The sequence below is a fragment of the Variovorax rhizosphaerae genome, from assembly GCF_037889975.1.
Lineage (GTDB): Bacteria > Pseudomonadota > Gammaproteobacteria > Burkholderiales > Burkholderiaceae_C > Variovorax > Variovorax rhizosphaerae.
In genome coordinates, this window is the sequence record NZ_JBBKZT010000010.1 from 268,303 (window position 1) to 290,519 (window position 22,217).

Below are 22,217 nucleotides of genomic sequence, written 5' to 3' on the forward strand. Positions count from 1 at the left end.
GCGGCCCTCAGCCCCTCGGGAGGGGAATTGCACGCAGCGGAGCGGAAGTGAAAAGCCGGGGGCATGTTTCTCTAGCGTCGTCCGCGCTGGAGGAACGCGACGATGATGATCACGAAGCCCTGCACCGCCGCATTGAGGTACACGCTGATGATGCTGGTGAGGTTCAGGATGTTGCTGATAACCGAGAGCAGGATCGCGCCGACCACCGTGCCGGTGATGCTGCCCGCGCCGCCCTTGAGCGCCGTGCCGCCGACGATCACCGCCGCGATCGCTTCCAGCTCCCACAGCAGGCCCGTGGTCGGCGAGGCGGAACCCAGGCGCGGCACGTACAACAGCGTTGCCACACCCACGCACACGCCGAGCAGCACATAGGTCAGGATCTTCACGCGGTCGACATCGACCGCCGCATAGCGCGCAACCTGCTCGTTCGACCCGATCGCCTGCACGTAGCGCCCATAGGCCGTGCGGTTGAGGATCAGCGCCCCCACCACCGCGACGATCACGAACACCCACACCGGAATCGGAATCCCCGCGAGGCTCGCGTAATAGACCGGCGCGTAGAGGTCGGCCGGCTCGTTGTCCAGCGTCAGCGCGCCGCCGTTCGCAAAGTAGGTGAGGTACGCCCGGAAGATCCCCAGCGTGCCCAGCGTCACGATGAAGGGCTCGATGCGCCCTTTGGTGATCAGCAGTCCGTGTGTCAGCCCGAAGACGGCCCCCAGCACCACCGCCAGCCCCGCGCCCAGCACCACCGCCATCAGCGGCGAGCCCGTCGCCGGCCCGGCCCAGTTGATGAACATGATCACGCTGCCCGCGATCAGCGCCGCCATCGAGCCCACCGACAAGTCGATGCCGCCCGAGATGATCACGAAGCACATGCCCACCGCGATGATGCCGATGAAGGCCGTGCGCGTGAGCACGTTCATCACGTTGTCGGCGGTGGCGAAGTCGCTGTTGAGCAGCGTGCCGGCGATGCACAGCAGCACCAGCCCGGCAACTGGCCCAATGCCGCGCAGGTGCTCGGTCCAGCGTGGCTTGGCTTCGGCGCGATGCGCGGCGCCTTCGGATTCTTGTTGGGTTGCCATATCGTTGAGAGCCCTCACCGCGCGCAAGTGGCTGCGCGAAGTGCGCAGGCAATGGGGGCGGGCTTAGCGTGTTCCGGTGGCATGAGCGATCAGCTCCTCTTCTGTCAGATGGTCCGCGTCCAGCGTGGCGACGATCCGGCCCGCCCGCATCACCGCGACGCGGTGGCACAGGCCGATCAGTTCCATCAACTCCGACGAGACGACGATCACGGCGAGCCCTTCGCGGGCCAGTCGCTGGATCAGGAAATAGATGTCGCGCTTGGCGCCGACGTCGACGCCGCGCGTCGGCTCGTCCAGCACCACGACCTTGGGCTTGGGTTGCAGCACCTTGGCCAGCGCGAGCTTCTGCTGGTTGCCGCCCGACAGCGACGACGCCTTCGCCTCCAGCGTGCCGGTGCGGATGCCATAGTCCTTCACCGCCGCGCCCAGCGCCGCGCGTTCCGCGTCCGGCCGCAGCCAGGGTCGCGTGTATTGCTCCAGCGCCATCAACGTGAGGTTCTGGCACAGCCCGAAGTCCACATGCAGGCCCTTGCCCTTGCGGTCTTCGCTGAGGTAGGTGAAGCCGTGCCGTGCCGCATCGCGCGGATTGCGCAGGCGCACCGGCTTGCCGAGGATCTGTACGTCGCCGCTCGACGGGCGCAGGCCCATCAGCCCTTCGAACAGTTCCGTGCGCCCCGCACCCACCAATCCGGCGAAGCCCAGGATCTCGCCCGGCCGCACGTCGAAGCTGGCCTCTCGCGCCCACCCGGGCACGCTGAAATCGCGCACCTGCATCGCCGGTGCATCGTCGTGTGCCACCAGGTCGCGTGGCGGGAAGAGATCGGCCAGCTCGCGCCCCACCATCAGGTTCGCCATCTGCTGCCGTGTGAGGTCCGCCGTCGGCGCCCGCGCCACGAAGCGGCCGTCGCGCATCACGATCACCTCGTCCGTCACGCGCTCCACTTCGTCGAGCTTGTGCGAGATGTAGACGATGGTCACGCCGTCCGCGCGCAACTGCGCGATGAGCTTGAACAGCCGCTCGGTCTCGCCCGGCGTGAGCGTCGCGGTCGGCTCGTCCATGATCAACAGCCGCGCGTGCCGGGCGATCGCCTTCGCGATCTCGACCAGCTGCTTCTCCGCCACGATGAGCCGACGCACCTTGGTCCGCGGGTCGATCTTCAGCCCGACCTCCGCCAGCGCCGCCGAGGACTCCCGTTCCATCGCCGCATCGTCTAGCCAGAACCCCTTCTTCTTCTCGTGGCCGAGGAAGATGTTCTGCGCCACGCTCAGGTCTTCCGCCAGGTTGAATTCCTGGTGGATCAGCACGATGCCCAGCGCTTCGGCATCGCGCGAGTTCGCGAAGTGCTGCGGCGAGCCGTTGATGCTGACGCTGCCGCCGGTCGGTTGTTCGTAACCCGCGAGGATCTTCATCATCGTGGACTTGCCCGCGCCGTTCTCGCCGAGCAGGCCGTACACGCGTCCCGGCGCCAGCGCGAAGCTCACGCCATGCAGCACTTGCACCGGGCCGAAGGCCTTGACGATGTCGGTGAACTCGACAGCGACGCTGCGCTTGGCGGTGACTGCCGAGGCGACGGTATTCATGGCGCGACTCCCCGAACCTTCAAGGTCTCGTGCAACGCCAGCACCCCGGCCCCGATCACCCCGCCCTGCATCCCCAACGGCGTGTACTGGATCTCGAGGTGCCGCGTCGACAACGCCAGCGAGCGCTGGTACACGCTCTGCCGCACGGCCGCCAAGAACAGCGGCCCGATGCCGGTGATGCCGCCGCCGATGAACACGTGTGATGGATTGAAGAAGTTGACGACCGAGGCCAGCATCTGCCCGATCAGGTTACCGGCTCGCTGAATGATCCCGTTCGCGGCGGCGTCCCCTGCGCGGCTCGCCTCGCCGACGTCCGTGGCCTCGATGCGGCCTTTCTCGCGCAGACAGGCGGCCAGCGCCGCGCTCTCGCCCGCGTTGGCCGCGTCGACGGCCATGCGCGTGATGGCCGGCCCGGCAGCCATCGCTTCCACGCAACCCACATTGCCGCAGTGGCAACGCGGCCCTTCCTGGTCCACGCAGATGTGCCCCACGTCCCCGGCCGAACCGGCAGCGCCGCGGTACACCTCGCCATGGCAGACGATGCCGCAACCAATGCCGGTACCCACCTTGATCACCAGGAAGTTGCTCAGCGAGCGACGCAGCCGCCACAGTTCGCCGAGCGCCATCAGGTTCACGTCGTTGTCGACGAACACCGGCGCGGCGTATTCCTCGCGCAGGTAGTCGCGGATCGAGAAGCTGTCCCAGGCTGGCATGAGGGGCGGGCTGACGAGTTGCCCGATCGCGAAATTCACCGGCCCCGGCACGCCGATGCCGACGCCCAGCACGTCCTTGGCGGAGAGCCCGGATTGCGTCAGCAACTCGCGCATCAGCGTGCGGACGCGGGCCAGCACCACACCAGGACCTTGCCTCACATCGGCCGCTTCGCCATGCTGCGCCAGCAATGTGAGATCGGGACGAAGGATAGCGACGTCCAGGCTGGTGGCACCGATGTCCACGCCGATGAGCGCACCGAGCCCCGCGTTGAGTTGGAGGTTTTCAGCGCGACGGCCGCCCGATGAAGGCTGCATTCCGTACTCGGCCAGCATGCCCTGATCGATCAGCCCGGCAATCAGCGTGTTGGCCTTGCTCTTGGAAAAGCCGAGCCGTTCCGCCATGACATGCCGCGAGCCGCCGGCCGACCAGAAGGCCGTCTCCAGCAGCTGCATTTCATCGGCAGTGACCCCACTCCAGCGCATCCGTACCTTGTCTCCGTCGTTGTTCTTGCGCGGCATCTGCGTGCCGGGCGAAGGCGGATGCTAGGAGCTTGGCTTCAGCCGGGCAAGGCCTATCTTTGGCTAATTTCAGTTCAAAGTGGAAGAAGGTCGGGGCAAGAGTGCACTGCAGACGCGAAAAAGCCGCCCGAAGGCGGCTTCATCAACAAGCACGGCAGTCGCGCTTACTTGGCTTGGCGGTACTTGCGCAACGCAGCGATCTGCGCGGCCATCACGGCCAGCTCCGACTGCGCCATCGCGATGTCGATATCGCTCTTCGCGTTCTTCAACGCTTCCTCGGCGACAGCCTTGGCCTTGGCGGCCTTCTCTTCGTCCAAGTCCTTGCCGCGGATCGCGGTGTCGGACAGCACGGTGACGGCGTTCGGCTGCACTTCCAGGATGCCGCCAGCCACGAAGACGAACTCTTCGCCGCCTTCAGCGGTCTCGATGCGCACGGCGCCGGGCCGGATGCGCGTGATCAGCGGGGTGTGGCGCGGAAAGATGCCGAGCTCGCCGGCTTCACCGGGCAGCGCGACGAACTTGGCTTCGCCCGAGAAGATCGACTCTTCCGCGCTGACCACGTCTACATGAATGGTGTTTGCCATGTCTTGTCCTTTGCAATCCTGAAGAAGGGTGCGGAAAGCAAGCAGTCGGCCGTCTGGTGAGGCGCCGCGCACAGCCGTACATCAGTACGGCGAGCACGGCAACGAAGCCAGGCGGTCGAATGCGCCGCTTTACGCGACCTTCTTCGCCTTTTCGAAGGCTTCGTCGATGCCACCCACCATGTAGAACGCTTGTTCCGGCAGGTGGTCGGCTTCGCCGTTCACGATCATCTTGAAGCCGCGGATGGTTTCGGCCAGCGGCACGTACTTGCCAGGCGAGCCGGTGAACACTTCAGCGACGTGGAAGGGCTGCGACAGGAAGCGCTGGATCTTCCGTGCGCGGGCCACCGCCAGCTTGTCTTCCGGCGCCAGCTCGTCCATGCCCAGAATCGCGATGATGTCGCGCAGTTCCTTGTAGCGCTGCAGCGTGCCTTGCACGGCGCGGGCCACGTTGTAGTGCTCTTCACCGACCACGTTCGGGTCCAGCTGACGCGAGGTCGAGTCCAGCGGGTCCACGGCGGGGTAGATACCCAGCGAAGCGATGTCACGCGACAGCACCACGGTGGAATCCAAGTGAGCGAAGGTCGTGGCAGGCGATGGGTCGGTCAAGTCATCCGCAGGGACGTACACGGCCTGGATCGAAGTGATCGAGCCGACCTTCGTCGACGTGATCCGCTCTTGCAGGCGGCCCATTTCCTCGGCCAGCGTCGGCTGGTAGCCCACGGCGGAAGGCATACGACCCAGCAGCGCCGACACTTCGGTACCGGCCAGCGTGTAGCGGTAGATGTTGTCCACGAAGAACAGAACGTCACGGCCTTCGTCGCGGAACGACTCGGCGATGGTCAGTCCGGTCAGCGCCACGCGCAGACGGTTGCCCGGGGGTTCGTTCATCTGGCCGTAGACCATGGCCACCTTCGACTCGGCGAGGTTCTCCAGGTTCACGACGCCGGAGTCGGCCATCTCGTGATAGAAGTCGTTGCCTTCGCGGGTACGTTCACCCACACCAGCGAACACCGACAGACCCGAGTGAGCCTTGGCGATGTTGTTGATGAGTTCCATCATGTTCACGGTCTTGCCCACGCCGGCGCCACCGAACAGGCCCACCTTGCCGCCCTTGGCGAACGGGCACACCAGGTCGATCACCTTGATGCCGGTTTCCAGCAGGTCTTGCGAGGGCGAGAGTTCGTCATACGCCGGAGCCTTGCGGTGGATCGACGCGGTCAGCGTCTGGTCGACCGGGCCACGTTCGTCGATGGGCGCGCCGAGCACGTCCATGATGCGACCCAGCGTGCCCTTGCCCACCGGCACCGTGATCGCCGCCTTGGTGTTGGTCACGATCAAACCGCGGCGCAGGCCGTCGGACGAGCCCAACGCAATGGTACGCACCACGCCGTCGCCAAGCTGCTGCTGCACTTCGAGCGTCAGCGCGCTGCCTTCGAACTTCAGGGCGTCGTACACCTTCGGCATCTGGTCGCGCGGAAACTCCACGTCGACCACGGCGCCGATACATTGAACAATCTTGCCTTGCACTTCAGCCATTTTTCGATTCCTTCAAGATCTCAAACTTGCACTGGCTTTCGCCAAACCGTGTTCAGGGCCCACCGGGCACTTACTTCAACAAAAAACTGCGTAAATAACTTCTTGCAGAAGCGCCCGGACCCTGTTGTCAGACGCTTTTGCAAGAACGCCGGCCGTGGCCAGCATTCCCGCGATTCGAAGCTCAGCGCTTCACTTCTTCTCTGCCGGCTTTTCCGCCTCGGCAGCCTTGGCCGGTTCCGCAGCCGGAGCTGGCGCAGCGGCAGGAGCCTCGGCCGGTGCAGCCGCAGGAGCCGCACCTGCTGCAGGTGCCGCCGCCGGTGCTTCGGCCGGAGCCGCTGCAGCAGGCGCTGGCGCTGCCGCGGGTGCTTCAGCCGGGGCCGCGGCGGGTGCCGGTGCTGGGGGCGCTGCAGGCGCTTCTTCCTTCTTCGAACAAGCCGTGAGCGCCGCCGCCACTGCGACCAACGCGAGAACCTTTTTCATTTTTCAATCCCTGTTGTACTGCGGGCCTGTGAAAACGCGACTCCAGCAGAACTGCTGTCATCGCGGCGGCAATGCGGCCCGTCCCATTGCGCAAGACTCAAGACTCCGTGCTAGACCCCTGCCGCAGCAGCCGCGCCCGACACGATCTCGGACAGTTCCTTCGTGATGCCGGCCTGGCGCGTCTTGTTGTAGACGAGCTTCAGTTCGTTGATCACGTTGCCGGCGTTGTCGGTTGCCGCCTTCATCGCCACCATGCGAGCGGAGTGCTCGGAGGCCATGTTTTCAGCGACCGCCTGGTACACCAGCGATTCGACGTAGCGAACCAGCAGTTCATCGATCACGCTCTGCGCGTCCGGCTCGTAGATGTAATCCCACGAGGGCGTGCCGGCTTCGACTTGAAGCGATTCGGCCGCCAGCGGCAGAAGTTGCTCGACCATCGGCTCTTGCTTGATGGTGTTGATGAAGCGCGTGTAGCACAGGTACACCGCCGAGATCTTGCCTTCCGCATAAGCGTCGAGCAGGGTCTTGACCGGGCCGATGAGCTTTTCCAGATGCGGCGTATCGCCGAGATGCGTGACATGCGCCACCACGCGCCCGCCGATGCGGTTCAGGAAGCCGAGGCCCTTGTTGCCGATCGCGACCGAATCGACGGTCTTGCCGGCAGCCTGCGCCTCGCGCAACTTGGCCGTGACCAGCCGCAGCAAGTTGGTGTTCAAACCACCGCACAAGCCCTTGTCGCTGGTCACCACGATGAACCCGACGGCCTTCGCCTCGTTCGTCTTCATGAACGCGTGCGTGTACTCCGGGTTCGCCTTGCCGAGGTTGGCCGCGATGTTGCGGATCTTCTGGCTGTACGGGCGAGCCGCGCGCATGCGTTCCTGCGCCTTGCGCATCTTGGAAACCGAGACCATCTCCATGGCCTTGGTGATCTTCTTGGTGTTCTCCACCGATTTGATCTTGCCGCGGATTTCCTTACCAGCTGCCATGAGAGCTCCTTGTCAGTTCAGTGCGGTCGATCAGGCGAACGACTTCTTGAACGACGTGATGGCAGTCGTCAGCTCGGCTTCGGCATCCTTGTCCAAGGCCTTCGTCTTCTCGACCTTGTCGAGCAGCGCGGCATGGCTGGACTTCAGGAACTGATGCAGACCGTGTTCGAACGGCAGCACCTTCTTGATGTCCAGGTCGTCCATGAAGCCCTTGTTCACCGCGAACAGCGTGGCGCCCATCAGCGAGATCGGCAGCGGGCTGTATTGCGTTTGCTTCAGCAGTTCCGTCACGCGGGCGCCGCGGTCGAGCTGCTTGCGGGTCGCTTCGTCCAGGTCGGAAGCGAACTGCGCGAACGCAGCCAGTTCACGGTACTGCGCCAGGTCGGTACGGATACCGCCGGACAGGCCCTTGATGACCTTGGTCTGCGCCGACGAACCCACGCGCGACACCGAGATACCGGCGTTGATGGCGGGGCGGATACCGGCGTTGAACAGGTTGGTTTCCAGGAAGATCTGGCCGTCGGTGATCGAGATCACGTTGGTCGGCACGAAAGCGGACACGTCGCCGGCTTGCGTTTCGATGATCGGCAGTGCGGTCAGCGAACCGGTCTTGCCCTTGACTTCACCCTTGGTGAAGGCTTCGACGTAATCGGCGTTCACGCGGGCTGCGCGCTCGAGCAGACGGCTGTGGAGATAGAACACGTCGCCGGGGTAGGCTTCGCGACCTGGCGGGCGGCGCAGCAGCAGCGACACCTGACGGTACGCAACGGCTTGCTTGGACAGGTCGTCATAGACGATCAGCGCGTCCTGGCCGCGGTCGCGGAAGTATTCACCCATCGTGCAGCCCGAGTAGGCCGACACGTACTGCATGGCAGCGGATTCGGATGCCGAAGCAGCCACGACGATGGTGTATTCCATCGCGCCGGCTTGTTCCAGCGCGCGCACCACGTTCTTGATCGACGAAGCCTTCTGGCCGATCGCAACGTAGACGCAGGTCATGTTCTGACCCTTCTGGTTGATGATCGCGTCGATCGCCACGGCCGTCTTGCCGGTCTGGCGGTCACCGATGATCAGCTCGCGCTGGCCACGGCCGATCGGCACCATCGAGTCGATCGACTTCAGGCCGGTCTGCATCGGCTGGTCCACCGACTTCCGTGCGATCACGCCAGGTGCGACCTTTTCGATCACGTCGGTCATCTTGGCGTTGACAGGACCCTTGCCGTCGATCGGCTGGCCCAGTGCATTCACCACGCGGCCAATCAGCTCAGGGCCGACCGGCACTTCCAGGATGCGGCCGGTGCACTTGACCGTGTCGCCTTCGGAGATGTGCTCGTATTCACCCAAGATCACGGCGCCGACAGAGTCGCGCTCGAGGTTCAGCGCCAGTCCGAACGAAGGCGTGCCGTCCGCGCTCGGCGGGAATTCCAGCATTTCGCCTTGCATGGCGTCCGACAGGCCGTGCACGCGCACGATGCCGTCGGTCACCGAGACGACGGTACCTTCGTTGCGGATGTTGGCGGAAACACCAAGACCTTCGATGCGGCTCTTGATGAGTTCGGAAATTTCTGCGGGATTGAGTTGCATGACTCGTTCCTTCTTTCTGTGTGAGGGGCCGAAGGCTTACGCCGCCAGCGCAACTTTCATTTGTTCTAGACGGGCCTTGACCGAGGTGTCGAGCACCTCGTCACCCACTGCCACGCGCACGCCGCCGATCAACGACGGGTCGAGCTTGACCGAGACCTGCAGCTTGCGCCCGAAGCGCTTTTCGAGCGCCGCCGACAACTGCGCGAGCGCACCGTCGTCGATCGGGAAGGCGCTGTACACCACGGCATCGGACGAGCCGTTGCGGGCATTGGCCAGGACACGGTATTGGCGCGCGATTTCAGGCAGCGCAGCGAAGCGGCCGTTCTCGAGCAACGCGCCGAGGAAGTTGTTGGCCTGTGCCGACAGCGGACCACCGGCAACGCTGGCGATCACGCCGAGGACTTGCTCGGGCGTGGCCTTCGGGTTGTCGGCGAATTGCTGCAACTGCGGCTCGGCCGCGATGGCGGCGACTTGCTCCAGCCAGGCGCCCGTACCTTGATGGTCAGACGCTGCCGCCTTGAACAAGGCCTCGGCGTAGGGGCGTGCAATGGTGGCGATTTCTGCCATGTTGTTCCTCGATGCGCCTTCTGCTTCAGAGTTCGGTCTGCAGGCGGGCCAGCAAGTCGGCGTGAACCGCGGGGTTCACTTCCTTGCGCAGGATCTGCTCGGCGCCCTTGACGGCCAGTGCGGCAACCTGCTCGCGCAGTGCTTCACGGGCCTTGACGGCTTGCTGCTCGGCCTCGGCACGTGCAGCGGCGACGATCTTGTTGCCCTCTTCCGTGGCGCGGCCCTTGGCCTCTTCCACGATGGCTTGCGCGCGACGCTCCGCATCAGCCAGGCGCTGCGCGGATTCGTTGCGGGCCTGGCCCAGTGCGGATTCGACTTTCTTGTCGGCCGCAGCCAGTTCGCTCTTGGCCTTGTCTGCCGCGGCCAGACCGTCGGCGATCTTGGCGGCGCGCTCGTCGAGCGCCTTCGCGATCGGTGGCCACACGAACTTCATCGTGAAGGCGACCAGGATCAGGAACACGATCAACTGGACGATTAAGGTACCGGTAATGCTCACTTTTCACCTCTCTATGCAATGGAACTGGCGGCCATTCCATGCGGAATGACAACTCGATCCGAGGAGAAAAACTTACTTGGCCAGGGTGGCGATTTGCGCCAGGAACGGGTTGGCCGTTGCGAACCACAGCGCCACACCGGTACCGATGATGAACGATGCGTCGATCAGGCCGACCAGCAGGAACATCTTGGTTTGCAGTTCACCCATCAGCTCGGGCTGGCGTGCAGCCGATTCGAGGTACTTGCTGCCCATGATGCCGATGCCGACGCAAGCGCCGAATGCGCCGAGACCGATGATGAGGCCGGCGGCCAGGGCAACAAAGCTGATAACTTCCATGATGACTCCTAAGGGGACTTGGTTGACGAGAAAAAGGAAAACGGAAACTGAAAAGACGGATCAGTGGTGATCGTGGGCCTGGCCGATGTAGACCAGCGCCAGCATCATGAACACGAAGGCTTGCAACGTGATGATCAGGATGTGGAAGATCGACCAGACGGTGCCCGCGATGATGTGACCGATGGCCAGGCCGATGCCGGTGGCCGACAGCGTGAAGGCGCCACCCATGAGGGCGATCAGCAGGAAGATCAGTTCGCCGGCATACATGTTGCCGAACAGCCGCATGCCGTGCGAGACAGTCTTGGCGACGAACTCGATCATCTGCATCGCGAAGTTGAAGGGGTACAGCGCCCAGTGGTTGCCGAAGGGAGCCGTGAACAACTCATGCACCCAGCCGCCCAGGCCCTTGATCTTGACGTTGTAGTAGAGGCAGACCAGCAGCACGCCGACCGACAGGCCCATGGTCACCGAGAGGTCGGCCGTGGGCACGACACGCAGGTAGGCATGGTGCGGGTCGCCGGGATAGAACTTGCCGAAGAGGAAGGGCAGCAGATCGACGGGCAGCAAGTCCATCGCGTTGAGCAAGAAGATCCAGACAAAGAGGACCAGCGCCAGCGGCGCGACCATCTTGCGGCTTTCCTTGTTGTGGACGATGCCCTTGGCCTGCTGGTCGACCATCTCGACGAGGAACTCGACCGCGGCCTGGAACCGGCCCGGCACGCCCGAAGTGGCCTTGCGCGCGGCACGCCACAACAGGAAACAACCCAGCGCACCGAGCACCACCGAGAAGAAGATGGAGTCGAAACTGAAAACCGAAAAGTCGACGACCGACTTGGGCTTGACGTTTTGCAGGTGCGTCAGATGGTGAATGATGTATTCACCAGCGGTCTGACCATGTTCCGCAGCGTTTTCAGCAGCCATTCTGTTACTCGTTCTCTCGTTTCTTGCGTCTGGGGGCGAACATCAACGCCATCCAGTACGCTTGCATTGCCACCGCCAAACCGACCAGCATTGCTGGCCAGCTCAGCGCCGTTATCAGCCTCGGCGCCGCCAGCAACATTGCCAGCGTCAAAGCCATCTTGACCATTTCCCACACAAAGAATCCGAGCATCGCCGTGGCCGGATTCAGAGAGGACAGGCGACCCGTCAACCCACGTGCGAAGACAGCAGCAGGAACTACCACTGAAAGCGCGCCGTAGCCGGCCGACCAACCCAGATTTTGCCTCCCACTCAGGCCCCAGGCAGCCAACGCCACCAACAAGCCTGCCACCAACTGGCCCGCGATCACCCGCCAAGGCGAGATCGATGGGCTCTTTTCCCGAAGCCGCTGCGCCTCCTCGGCGGTCAACGGCCTGAATACTTCTTCTTCACTATCTTCAAACCCGACATCGTGGGCTGTTTTTGTCATGTCATGCGCCCGGATGTCGAACCAGAATTTTCAAAAAGCCATTGATTATAGGTAAGAACCCAGCCCTTCCTGACTTTTCGAAACTCCGATGCAGGTCAACGGTGTTGCAACACTACTGAGATGCCTGTACGAGACCCTGTGAAAGTACGTCCGCCCATAATTCATTGATGGACCCATTCACCTCCGCGTTGCCCGACACGCTTTGCTACCTCAATGGAGCGTTCACGCCACTGCGTGACGCGAAAGTCAGCGTGCTGGACCGCGGCTTCATTTTCGGCGATGGCGTCTACGACGTGGTGCCGGCCTACGAGGGTCGCCTGTTCTGCTTCGACGAACACATCGCCCGTCTGAGCCGGTCGCTCGCCGAATTGCAGATCAAGGATCCGCACACGGAGACAGAGTGGCACGCCATTGCGCAACGACTGGTCGACACCGCGGACGGCCCGTCGTTGGCCGTGTACTTCCAAGTCACGCGCGGTGTTGCTCCTCGCGACCATGCGATGACGCGCGGCATCCGGCCCACCGTCTTCGCGATGGTCAACACGATGAAGCCGGTGCCCGACAGCGTCCGCGTGAAGGGCGTTGCGTGCGTGACGGCGAAGGACTTCCGCTGGCAGAAGGCGCACATCAAGAGCACCAGCCTGCTGGGCGCAGTGCTGGCACGGCAGATCAGCATCGACGCCGGCGCAGCGGAGACCATCATGTTTCGCGGCGAGGCTTTGAGCGAAGCGTCGTCCAGCAATGTCTGGGTGGTGAAGGATGGCCGCGTCTCCGGGCCGGTGCCCGACGAGATGGTGCTCAAGGGCATCCGCTACGGACTGCTGGAGCGCCTCTGCCGGGACAGTGGCATTCCCTTCGAGCTGCGCCGCATCACGCATGAGGAGGTGTTCGACGCTGGCGAACTGCTTCTGTCTTCCGCGAGCAAGGAGGTGCTGCCGGTGACATTGCTGGATGGCAAGCCCATTGGAACTGGCGCACCCGGCCCCATCTACCACGCCTTGTATGCGGCCTACCAGCAGGCCAAGCGGCGCAACGGAGTTTCCTCATGACCATTCCCACCAATGACAAGATCGAGACGCGACAGGAGTCGCTGATCGAATATCCCTCGCAGTTTCCGATCAAGGTGATGGGCGAGAACGCCGACGGCTTCGTGCACGCGGTCACCGCGATCGCCAGGCAGTTCGACCCCGACTTCGACGCCGCGACGATCGAACTGCGTGACAGCAAGACCGGCAAGTACCTCGGCGTGACCGTGACCGTGACGGCGACCAGCCGGGAGCAGCTTGACGATCTGTATCGGGCGCTGTCCTCGCATCCGATGGTCAAGGTGGTTCTCTAGAGATGTTGTTCGCCCCCGGGATCCACGCGCTCCGTGCACTCCTCCAATCCGTTGCCGAAGGCAACACCGGCCGCCCGGTCACGCCGGTTCCTCAGTGTTCCTGGAAATGAGTCGAGCCCAGCAATCGCATTTGCAGCCTGCTTCGATCGCCATCGAGCGGCTGGGCCGAGTCGACTACGAGCCCACCTGGGCGGCCATGCGGCAATTCACGCAGGAGCGTGCGGGAGATGCGCCGGACGCCTTGTGGATCTGCGAGCACGCGCCGGTCTATACGCAGGGCATCGCCGGCAAGGCCGATCATGTGCTGAATCCGGGCGACATTCCGGTGGTGCAGACCGATCGCGGCGGGCAGGTCACTTTTCACGGGCCCGGCCAGGTCGTGGCCTATCCGCTCATCGACCTCAGGCGCGCCGGCTACTACGTCAAGGAATACGTCTACCGCATCGAAGAGGCGGTGATCCGCACGCTGGCGCATTTCGCGGTGACGGGCCATCGCGTGGCCGGGTCGCCGGGCATCTATGTGCGGCTGGACGATCCCTTCTCGCATGCGGCGCTGACGGGGCCGACCGCACCGGGCGACCCCTTCCGCGGCCTCGGCAAGATCGCGGCGCTGGGCATCAAGGTCAGCCGGCATTGCACATACCACGGTGTGTCGTTCAATGTCGCGATGGACCTGGAACCCTTTGACCGCATCAACCCTTGCGGTTATGCCGGGCTGAAAACGGTCGATCTTTCTACAATCGGGGTCCAAACCACTTGGGAAGAAGCTGCGCAGGTACTGGGCCAGAAGCTCGTCACCTTCCTGGCCCCCTGAACCATGAGCACCCCTGAAGTCGTTCGCGAGGCCCAGAGCCAGGAATCCTACAACCCGCTCGCCAAGCAGAAGGCCGCCGCCAAGCTGTCGCGCATTCCCGTCAAGGTGGTGCAGGGCGAGGTGCTGAAGAAGCCCGAGTGGATTCGCGTCAAGGCCGGCAGTCCGACCACCCGCTTCTACGAGATCAAGCAGATCCTGCGCGAGAGCAACCTGCACACGGTTTGCGAAGAGGCTTCGTGCCCCAACATCGGCGAATGTTTCGGCAACGGCACCGCAACGTTCATGATCATGGGCGACAAGTGCACGCGGCGCTGCCCGTTCTGCGACGTCGGCCACGGCCGGCCGGACCCGCTGGATGCAGATGAGCCGCTGAACCTGGCGAAGACGATTGCCAAGCTCAAACTGAAGTACGTGGTGATCACCAGCGTGGACCGCGACGACCTGCGCGATGGCGGCAGCCAGCATTTCGTCGATTGCATCCGCAACATCCGCGAACTGTCGCCGATGACGCAGATCGAGATCCTGGTGCCGGACTTCCGCGGCCGCGACGATCGTGCGCTAGAAATCCTGAAGGGAGCGCCGCCGGACGTGATGAACCACAACCTGGAGACCGCGCCCCGTCTCTACAAGGAAGCGCGGCCGGGCAGCGACTACCAGTTCAGTTTGAATCTGCTGAAGAAGTTCAAGGCGCTGCATCCGAGCGTGCCGACCAAGAGCGGCATCATGGTGGGCCTGGGCGAGACGGACGAGGAAATCCTGCAGGTGATGCGCGACATGCGTGCACATGACATCGAGATGCTGACCATTGGCCAGTACTTGTCACCGAGCAACAGCCACCTGCCGGTGCGCCGTTACGTGCATCCCGACACCTTCAAGATGTTCGAGGAAGAAGCCTACAAGATGGGCTTCAGTCATGCGGCCGTGGGTGCGATGGTGCGGTCGAGTTATCACGCCGACCAGCAGGCACACGCGGCAGGCGTGTGACTTGTGAGTGCAGGCCTGCTGAATCCAGCGGCCTGCGCGCCCGGTAACTCAGGCGGGGTTGGTTTGACGGGCCGGACGGCGGCGGGTCGGCGGGCCGGAGCGTTTGTCGTCTGCGCGAACGTCGGGTTTGTTGGAACGGGTCATCATGCGTCCTGGTTATTGGAATCGCGGCCTCTTGGCTCGCGGCATCATTCAACGCAGCGTGTCGACGATTCGTTGACGCCTCAATCACTTCAGCCATGACCCCCACGGAAACCCTGACAAACGCCATTGCCCCGGACTTCGGCCTCATCGCCGACCTGATCCGGATTCACGCGAACGAACGGCCTGATCACCTCGCATTGCGAGACAGCGAGCGCACGCTCACTTATGCTTCGCTGAACGTCCTGATGGACCGAATCGCGTCGGCGCTGCAGCGCGACGGCCTGGCAAAGGGGGACGCGATTGTCATTTGCGCGACATCTTCCGTGAACTACGCCGCGGTTTTTCTTGGTGCCTTGCGCGCCGGAGTGGCGGTTGCGCCGCTGGCGCCAGGGTCGACGCCGGAGAGCCTGGGTCGCATGCAGCGGGATGCCGAGGCAAAGCTGGTTTTTGCCGACGCGAGCACGGCGGAGGTGCTCGGCGCCGCCGAAACCAACGGGATTCCGCGCATTGCGCTCGATGGGTCCGGTGTCGGCCGTGCCTTCGACGACTGGCTCGCGCCGGAGGGGTCACCGCCTGCCAGGGTGGAGCCCGAGCCCTCTTCCCCCTTCAACATCATCTATTCGTCCGGCACGACGGGTGAACCGAAGGGCATCGTGCAAGGCCACGGCATGCGCTGGTCGCATGTGAAGCGGGGCGCGCGCTACGAATACGGGCCGGACACCGTCACCCTCCTCTCCACGCCGCTCTACTCCAACACCACGCTGGTGGTGTTCTTCCCGACACTCGCGTTCGGCGGGCAGGTGATCCTGATGCCGAAGTTCGATGTGGCCAGCTACCTTCGGCTCGCGCAGGACAGCCGCGTGACCCACACGATGCTCGTGCCGGTGCAATACCAGCGCCTGATGGCGCATCCGTCCTTCGACGCGCACGATCTTTCGTCTTTTCAATACAAGTTCAGCACCAGTGCGCCCTTTGGCGCCGCGCTCAAGGCGGATGTGTTGAAGCGCTGGCCGGGCGGGCTGGTCGAGTTCTATGGCATGACCGAGGGCGGCGGAACCTGCATCCTGGAGGCGCACCTGCATCCGGACAAGCTGCACACGGTCGGCCGACCGGCCGAGGGCAGCGACATCCGGCTGATCGACGAGGCCGGCCAGGAAGTGCCTGCCGGAGGCGATGGCGAGGTGGTGGGCAGTTCCGCCGGAATGATGGTGGGCTACCACCGCCAGCCGGAGAAGACGCGCGAAGCCGAATGGTTCGCGCCCGATGGCAAGCGGTTCATCCGCACCGGCGACGTGGGCCGCTTCGACGCGGATGGCTTCCTGACACTGTTCGACCGCAAGAAGGACATGATCATCAGTGGCGGCTTCAACATCTACCCGAGCGATCTCGAGGCCGTGTTGCGCGCGCATCCTGCCGTGGCCGATGTGACCGTGGTGGGCATGCCCTCGGAGGCCTGGGGCGAGACGCCGGTCGGCTTTGTCGTCCGCAGGGACGGCGACACGACCGACCCCGCCGAAATGCTGGCGTGGACCAATGCCCAGCTCGGCAAGACCCAACGGCTCGCCAGCCTGCACCTGATCGAGGAATTGCCGCGCAGCGCCATCGGCAAGGTGCTCAAGCGCGAACTGCGGGAGCGGCATGGGCGCGGCTGAAGCCACGCAACCAACTCAGGCCCACAAGGAGGGCGGCGGCAACGGGCTGCTGTGGGTGCTGCTGGCGGTCGCCGCGGTGCTGGCTTTCGTCCATCCGCGAGCGCCCATGGACCTGCTCAAGCTGGTCGACTGGCCGACGATCGGCGCGCTGGCCGGCCTGCTGGCCATCACGCAAGGCGTGGAGCGCAGCGGCATGCTGCAGTCGACGGCCGAGCACCTGCTGGAGCGCACCACCAACCTGCGCAGCCTGGCGCTGCTGCTGGTGGCCACGTCGGCGCTGCTGTCGGCGTTGGTGACGAATGACGTGAGCCTGTTCCTGCTGGTGCCGCTGACGCGGGTGCTAGCGACGCAGGCGCATTTGCCGCTGGCCCGGCTGGTGGTGCTGGAGGCGCTGGCGGTGAATGCGGGCTCCGCGCTGACGCCCATTGGCAATCCCCAGAACCTCTACCTGTGGCATCGCTCCGGCGAGAGCTTCCTCGGCTTCATGGGCATGATGGCGCCGACCGTCGGGATCATGCTGGCCTGGCTGCTCGTCGCGGTGTGGCTGCTGGTGCCGCGCACGCCGATCACTCTGAAACACGTGGAGGACACTGGGCCGATGCAGCCGCGGCTGCTGTGGTTGTCCGCCGCGCTGTTCGTCGCGTTCGTGGTGGCGCTGGAGCACCGTTGGCTGCTGGCGGGGCTGGGCCTGGTGTTCGGCGTCTACCTGTTGACGTATCGGGGCGTGCTGCGCGGCATCGACTGGTCGCTGCTGGCGATCATCGGGCTGATGTTCGTCGACCTGCGCCAATTGGCCGAACTGCCTGCCATCGCAAGCCTGCTCAGCCGCTGGCCCATCGATGAAGGCTGGCGCGCCTACCTGGCCGCAGTGGTGACGTCGCAAGTGATCAGCAACGTGCCGGCGGCCATCCTGCTCGACGGCCCGGTGCGCGACCTGCCGGCGCTGGCGGCCGGCGTCAGCGTGGGTGGCTTCGGCTGCGTGCTGGGTTCGCTGGCCAACCTGATTGCGCTTCGATTGGCGAAGCTGCCGCATGGCCTGCGTGAGTTCCATCGGATCAGCATTCCGTTCCTGCTGGTGTGCGCCGGCTCGGCGCTGTTGCTGCGCCTGGGCTGAAGCGACACACGTTGCCTGCGGCGTTGCGCACGTTCGACAATGCGGCCCACATGCCCTCGCTCCTCCTCCATACCGATCCTCTTGAGCCTGCCATGCACGGCCTGTCATTGCGCCGCTATGGCGCCTCGCGCGGGAGCCACGCGCATGGGCATTTCCAGGTTCTGGTGGGTCTGAGCGGGCGGCTCGATCTGGAAGTCGAAGGCCGAGGGCGGCACATTGCGGCCGGGGAAGGTTGGGTGATCGCGCCGGGCGACCGGCATGATTTCGAATCGAGCGAGGGTGCCCAGTGTCTGGTGCTCGACACCTCCGAGCTGCCCTGGTCCCGTGCGGTCGGGCGCACGCCAATGGCGCAGCGGACCTTGTCGCTGGCCCGCTACCTGGCGCTGTGCCTGGGGCAGCCGGACGCGCCGAAGCTCGCCCTGCACCATGGCCCGGCATTGCTGCTGGAAGCCTGGGGGCCGCTGCCTCCCAGTGCAAGCCGGCGGCGGGCCATCGACTGGGCCGCGCTGAGCCTGTGGGCGCAGGCACGCTGGCAGCGTCCGCTGACGGTGGCCGACATGGCTGCGGTTGTGTGCCTGAGCCCGAGCCAGTTCGCGCAACGTTGCCGCGACGAGCAGGGCATGGGCCCGATGCATTGGCTGCGCCAGCAGCGACTGGTGCACGCGCGCCAGTTGCGCGGCCACGGCATCAGCGTGGCCGAGGTGGCGCGCCGCACCGGCTACCGTTCACCCTCGGCGCTCACGGCGGCGATGCGGCGCGAGGAGGCCGCCGCACCGTAACCGACCTTTACCAGCGGACCTTCACGCCCAGGCTTCCGTTGGCACTGCTTCGCACGCGCGTGTCGCCACCGATCGCCCACAGCTTGCCGACTTCGCCGTAGAGGCTCACGGTCGACGAGACGGCCAGCGTCGCGCCGATGGCGACTTCGCCACTGGAGCCGCCCGTGTTCGTGACGATGGCGGTGTTGCCTGCCAGCGTGGCGAAGTTCGTCACGTCGGTGCCGTTGGTGCTGGCGTAGAGGTTGACGCGGCCATACGGTTGCAGGGGACCGACAGGCGTGGTGACGTCGCCCTTCACTCGCACACCTGCGCGTGCCAGCCAACCATCCGTTGTCCACTGCCGCACCAGCGTTGCCCCGGGAATCCATTCGGGGTCCAGGCTCATGCGCTGGTGGGCGATCTGCACCTGCGGCTCGATCGTCCAGTTCGGCGCCAGGCGGAAGGACTGGCCCAGTTCCAAGGACATGATCAGGCTGTCGCCCTTGCCCGAGATGGGCAAGGACGTCCCGGTCGATGAGGTGTAGCGATGGCGGCCGGCCTGTACGACCGTGTCCGCGTAAAAGCCAGTCGCGCCGCGGTAGGTGGCATACGCGCCCAGGTACTCGTTGCGCAGGTCGTTGGAGCCGACCGCACGATTCAGGATGCCGCCGGAAAAGCCGGTGACTTGCATGTCGCCGTCGAGTTGGCCGACATACAGGCCGGCGCGCCAGCCGCTCTTGACGAACAGGTCGGTACCGGCCTGGAAGCCGGTGACACGGCCGTCGCTGCGAGGATTGACGGTGCCTCGCTGGCTGATCGTGTCGTCGACACTGATCATGCGCGCCCAACCTTGGCGGCTGCCGTCGGTCATGCCGGCATCGTCGCCCACGCGCTGGTGCAGGTTGCCGAGCATGGCGTAGTTGCGCTGGCGGAACTGCTCGGGCAGCGCGGCGAGCAGGGGCACTTCGGCGCGGTAGGCCGGGACAGTCATGGCGAGGGGGGTGGGCTCCTGCTTCTTGATCGCCTCCTGGGGGGCGGGCGGAGGCGTAGGTGCCGGTGCCGGTGCAGGCGCAGGCGCAGGTGCAGGTGCAGGTGCAGGTGCAGGTGCGGGTGCAGGTGCAGGTGCGGGTGCGGGTGCGGGTGCGGGTGCTGGCGCAGGTGCAGGTGCGGGCGGAGGCGGCGGGGGTGGCAGCACCTGCACGTCGGAGCGCAGGTAGCCACCGTTGGCCGTGGTGTTCAGGCGGTATTCGAACGCACCCGCGTCGACGTGGCCGCCGGCCAGCGTGAATGCGTTGGCGCCAATGCTGCCGCCGTTGACCGTACTGATGATTTCGATGCCGTTGCCGGTGGTCAGCGCGCCGAGGCCGCCCAGTTGGGTGACTTGCACGGAAGTCGTGCCGCTCGCGACGGCCGTGACACCGCTGAGCACCAGGCGATCCGAGGGGCTGCTGCTGTCACCGAGCGTGGTGCCCAGGCGCAGGACGCCGTTGTTTCCGACGTAGGGGCCGGTCACGGTCAGCGTGGTGCCGGGCGCCGAGCCCAGCAGGCTCACGGTGCCACTGTTGGCGAGCGACGCGACCGTCTGGCTGTAGCCGGCGAGGTCCAACGCTGCGCCCGCTGCCACCGTGTGGACGCTGGCAGCACTCAGCGTGTTGGCCGCGCCGGCGCGCACCGTGCCCGCGTTGATGTTGGTTGCGCCGGTGTAGTTGTTGGCGCCAGCCAGCGCCAGCGTGCCGGCGCCATTCTTGGTGAGGGTGCCCACGCCGGTCATGCCCGTGCCAAGGCTCAAGGTGGTTCCGGCGTTGGTGAGCAGCGTGCCGCCGCCTGCGCCAAGGTTGATCTGACGCGTGGTGGTGATATCAGCCGTCGCCTGCAGGGCGCCGCCGTCGAGGGTGAGCGCGCCAGCCAGGGCGCCGAGGCTCGCGTCGTTGGCGACGGACAGGGTGCCGGCCTTCACGGTCCACGGCGTCACGCCGGCCTGGATGCCGTTGAGCGTCCAGGTGCTGGTGCCGGTCTTGCGGAAGTCGCTGAAGCCCTGGTACTGGTTGCCGATGGCGGAGGTGTCGAACGCGGCGTCGGTGCTGCCGCCGAGCGCCAGAACGTTGGCGGACCCGGTGGCCACGGCATTGCCGGTGAATCCGTAGCCGGATCGCAGTTCAAGCGTGTTGTTGTTGCCGGCGATCGTGACGGCATTGCCGCGCGTTACACCGTCGCCGCCCAATCCGCCGGAAATGCTGCCGGCGTTGACGACGCTGTTGTCGTCACCCGCGACATTGACACCGACACCCGCTGCGCCCGCGGTGCCGAGCGTGCCGGTGCTGGTGCCGGCGACGCCGCCGTTACCACCGACCAGATTGCCGGCATTGAACACCTGGGCACCCGTGGCCACGGCATTCACGGCATTGCCCCCGCCGCCGCCGCTGCCCGACACGTTGCCCTCGAACGCCTCGGGGCCGACGACGACATTGCCGCCATTGCCGCCATTGCCCCCGCCGATCGTTGCGCCCGCCTGGTTGTCCAGTTGCCCGGCCATCAGGGCGATGCCGTTCCCGCCGCCACCGCCGCCGCCGCTGGATCGGTTGGGGCGGGTCTGGCTGTCGCCGCCGTTGCCACCGTTGCCGCCGGTGATCGTGCCGGTGTTGGTCGCCACGCTGGTGGAACTTGCCGGCGCAAAGTAGACGGCCGTGCCGCCACCGCCGCCGCCGCCGCCTTGCGAGTTCGCAGCGCCGCCGTCACCGCCTCGGCCGCCGGAGACGCTGCCGCTGTTGCTGATCGCCGTGACCGACGGATCGATCACAGCGCCGTAGCCGCCACCGCCACCGCCACCCGCAGCCCAGAAACCGTTGCCGCCATTGCCGCCATTGCCGCCGACCACGGTGCCGGTGTTCGAGGTCAACGGGCCGGAAGCGCCAGCATGACCGCCGCCGCCACCACCGCCGAAGCCATTGCCGTTGGTCGGGTCGTTCTGGCCGGCAACGCCGTTCGGCGCCACGGCGGTGCCAGCCGCACCGCCGGCCCCATCGCCGCCCAGGAAGGCCGGGTCGAAGCCGAGCGTACCGATCGAGCTGTTGGTGCCTGCCGTCGGGCCGGTCGGCGTCGCGTTGCCGCCGTTGCCTCCGTGCGAACCGAAGTCGGTGTCATTGATGGCGCCAGCGCCGCCGGTGCTGTCATTGCCGCCCGCGCCCGCTGAAAGCACGGGGTTGACGGGTTGGCCGCCAGCGCCGCCGTTCCCGGCGGCCGCCGAACCGACGGCCAGGAACATGGCAGCGGCGACGGCGATCGACCGCAGGCCGCCACCTTCGGCTGCGCTTGCAGCACGCTCGACGGGCGCGCTGGCTGCGCTGCTACCGCCGACGCGGCCCCGTGCAATTTCCGAAACGGCCTGCCAACAGCCCAGCGCCTTGTTGAAAACAACTCGGTATACAAAATTCATGTGATCTCTCCCCGTTTGGTTGGGTTCTGCGGCTGGCTCCGGCGTAGGACATTTCTGCGTCCCCACCGGAAAAGTCGCACAACATAAGTAGGAAGTTTCGATTTGAC

At 65.3% G+C, this 22,217-nt stretch carries 21 protein-coding genes; 7 read left to right on the plus strand and 14 right to left on the minus strand.

Annotated elements, in window-relative coordinates; translation table 11 throughout:
- Positions 1 to 71: 71 nt before the first annotated feature.
- The 13 genes from WKW82_RS22555 to WKW82_RS22615 form a co-directional block, all read right to left on the minus strand.
- Positions 72 to 1,082 (minus strand): ABC transporter permease, encoded by a 1,011-nt coding sequence (locus tag WKW82_RS22555; protein ID WP_340344576.1) that lies wholly within the window; start codon positions 1,080 to 1,082, stop codon positions 72 to 74.
- A gap of 63 nt (positions 1,083 to 1,145) precedes the next feature.
- Entirely contained in the window at positions 1,146 to 2,663 is a 1,518-nt protein-coding gene (locus WKW82_RS22560) for a sugar ABC transporter ATP-binding protein (protein ID WP_340344577.1), read from the minus strand.
- Positions 2,660 to 3,829, minus strand: a complete 1,170-nt coding sequence (locus WKW82_RS22565; RefSeq protein WP_340344633.1) for an ROK family protein — start codon at positions 3,827 to 3,829, stop codon at positions 2,660 to 2,662. The genes WKW82_RS22560 and WKW82_RS22565 overlap by 4 nt, the downstream gene beginning before the upstream one ends.
- Before the next feature lie 230 nt (positions 3,830 to 4,059).
- Positions 4,060 to 4,479, minus strand: coding sequence for a F0F1 ATP synthase subunit epsilon (locus tag WKW82_RS22570; protein ID WP_340344578.1), 420 nt, complete (start codon positions 4,477 to 4,479; stop codon positions 4,060 to 4,062).
- A gap of 129 nt (positions 4,480 to 4,608) precedes the next feature.
- Positions 4,609 to 6,015, minus strand: coding sequence for a F0F1 ATP synthase subunit beta (gene atpD, locus WKW82_RS22575; RefSeq protein WP_340344579.1), 1,407 nt, complete (start codon positions 6,013 to 6,015; stop codon positions 4,609 to 4,611).
- A gap of 189 nt (positions 6,016 to 6,204) precedes the next feature.
- On the minus strand, positions 6,205 to 6,495 hold the full coding sequence (locus tag WKW82_RS22580) for a hypothetical protein (RefSeq protein WP_340344580.1): 291 nt from the start codon (positions 6,493 to 6,495) through the stop codon (positions 6,205 to 6,207).
- Positions 6,496 to 6,605: 110 nt separating this feature from the next.
- Positions 6,606 to 7,481, minus strand: a complete 876-nt coding sequence (atpG, locus tag WKW82_RS22585) for a F0F1 ATP synthase subunit gamma (protein ID WP_340344581.1) — start codon at positions 7,479 to 7,481, stop codon at positions 6,606 to 6,608.
- Positions 7,482 to 7,511: 30 nt separating this feature from the next.
- Positions 7,512 to 9,065, minus strand: coding sequence for a F0F1 ATP synthase subunit alpha (atpA, locus tag WKW82_RS22590; RefSeq protein ID WP_340344582.1), 1,554 nt, complete (start codon positions 9,063 to 9,065; stop codon positions 7,512 to 7,514).
- Between the two features lie 36 nt (positions 9,066 to 9,101).
- Positions 9,102 to 9,632, minus strand: coding sequence for a F0F1 ATP synthase subunit delta (locus WKW82_RS22595; protein WP_340344583.1), 531 nt, complete (start codon positions 9,630 to 9,632; stop codon positions 9,102 to 9,104).
- 25 nt (positions 9,633 to 9,657) lie between these two features.
- Positions 9,658 to 10,128: a F0F1 ATP synthase subunit B gene (locus tag WKW82_RS22600; protein WP_340344584.1), complete on the minus strand. Its 471-nt coding sequence runs from the start codon at positions 10,126 to 10,128 to the stop codon at positions 9,658 to 9,660.
- A 72-nt stretch (positions 10,129 to 10,200) separates the two neighbouring features.
- Positions 10,201 to 10,464: a F0F1 ATP synthase subunit C gene (gene atpE / locus WKW82_RS22605; protein ID WP_165908898.1), complete on the minus strand. Its 264-nt coding sequence runs from the start codon at positions 10,462 to 10,464 to the stop codon at positions 10,201 to 10,203.
- A 60-nt stretch (positions 10,465 to 10,524) separates the two neighbouring features.
- A complete protein-coding gene (gene atpB, locus WKW82_RS22610; protein ID WP_340344585.1) occupies positions 10,525 to 11,385 on the minus strand; it encodes a F0F1 ATP synthase subunit A in 861 nt (286 codons plus the stop codon).
- A 4-nt stretch (positions 11,386 to 11,389) separates the two neighbouring features.
- Positions 11,390 to 11,872 (minus strand): ATP synthase subunit I, encoded by a 483-nt coding sequence (locus tag WKW82_RS22615; RefSeq protein ID WP_340344586.1) that lies wholly within the window; start codon positions 11,870 to 11,872, stop codon positions 11,390 to 11,392.
- Positions 11,873 to 12,039: 167 nt separating this feature from the next.
- On the opposite strand from WKW82_RS22615, the gene WKW82_RS22620 reads away from it, so the two are divergent.
- From WKW82_RS22620 to WKW82_RS22650, 7 genes are all read left to right on the plus strand, one after another.
- Positions 12,040 to 12,921, plus strand: coding sequence for a D-amino acid aminotransferase (locus WKW82_RS22620; protein WP_340344587.1), 882 nt, complete (start codon positions 12,040 to 12,042; stop codon positions 12,919 to 12,921).
- Complete coding sequence (locus tag WKW82_RS22625; protein WP_340344588.1) at positions 12,918 to 13,211, plus strand: HP0495 family protein; 294 nt, start codon at positions 12,918 to 12,920, stop codon at positions 13,209 to 13,211. The genes WKW82_RS22620 and WKW82_RS22625 overlap by 4 nt, the downstream gene beginning before the upstream one ends.
- 106 nt (positions 13,212 to 13,317) lie before the next feature.
- Positions 13,318 to 14,025 (plus strand): lipoyl(octanoyl) transferase LipB, encoded by a 708-nt coding sequence (lipB, locus tag WKW82_RS22630; protein ID WP_340344589.1) that lies wholly within the window; start codon positions 13,318 to 13,320, stop codon positions 14,023 to 14,025.
- Between the two features lie 3 nt (positions 14,026 to 14,028).
- The gene (lipA, locus tag WKW82_RS22635) at positions 14,029 to 15,009 is read left to right on the plus strand and encodes a lipoyl synthase (protein ID WP_340344590.1); all 981 of its coding nucleotides are present in this window, start codon (positions 14,029 to 14,031) and stop codon (positions 15,007 to 15,009) included.
- 239 nt (positions 15,010 to 15,248) lie between these two features.
- Positions 15,249 to 16,805: a class I adenylate-forming enzyme family protein gene (locus tag WKW82_RS22640; RefSeq protein ID WP_340344591.1), complete on the plus strand. Its 1,557-nt coding sequence runs from the start codon at positions 15,249 to 15,251 to the stop codon at positions 16,803 to 16,805.
- Positions 16,792 to 17,919, plus strand: a complete 1,128-nt coding sequence (locus WKW82_RS22645; RefSeq protein ID WP_340344592.1) for an SLC13 family permease — start codon at positions 16,792 to 16,794, stop codon at positions 17,917 to 17,919. The genes WKW82_RS22640 and WKW82_RS22645 overlap by 14 nt, the downstream gene beginning before the upstream one ends.
- Before the next feature lie 50 nt (positions 17,920 to 17,969).
- Positions 17,970 to 18,698: an AraC family transcriptional regulator gene (locus WKW82_RS22650; RefSeq protein WP_340344593.1), complete on the plus strand. Its 729-nt coding sequence runs from the start codon at positions 17,970 to 17,972 to the stop codon at positions 18,696 to 18,698.
- A gap of 7 nt (positions 18,699 to 18,705) precedes the next feature.
- Here WKW82_RS22650 and WKW82_RS22655 read toward each other — a convergent pair whose 3' ends face one another.
- Positions 18,706 to 22,110 carry an autotransporter outer membrane beta-barrel domain-containing protein gene (locus WKW82_RS22655; RefSeq protein WP_340344594.1) on the minus strand — a complete coding sequence of 1,135 codons (3,405 nt, stop codon included), beginning with the start codon at positions 22,108 to 22,110 and terminating at the stop codon, positions 18,706 to 18,708.
- Between the last annotated feature and the right edge of the window lie 107 nt (positions 22,111 to 22,217).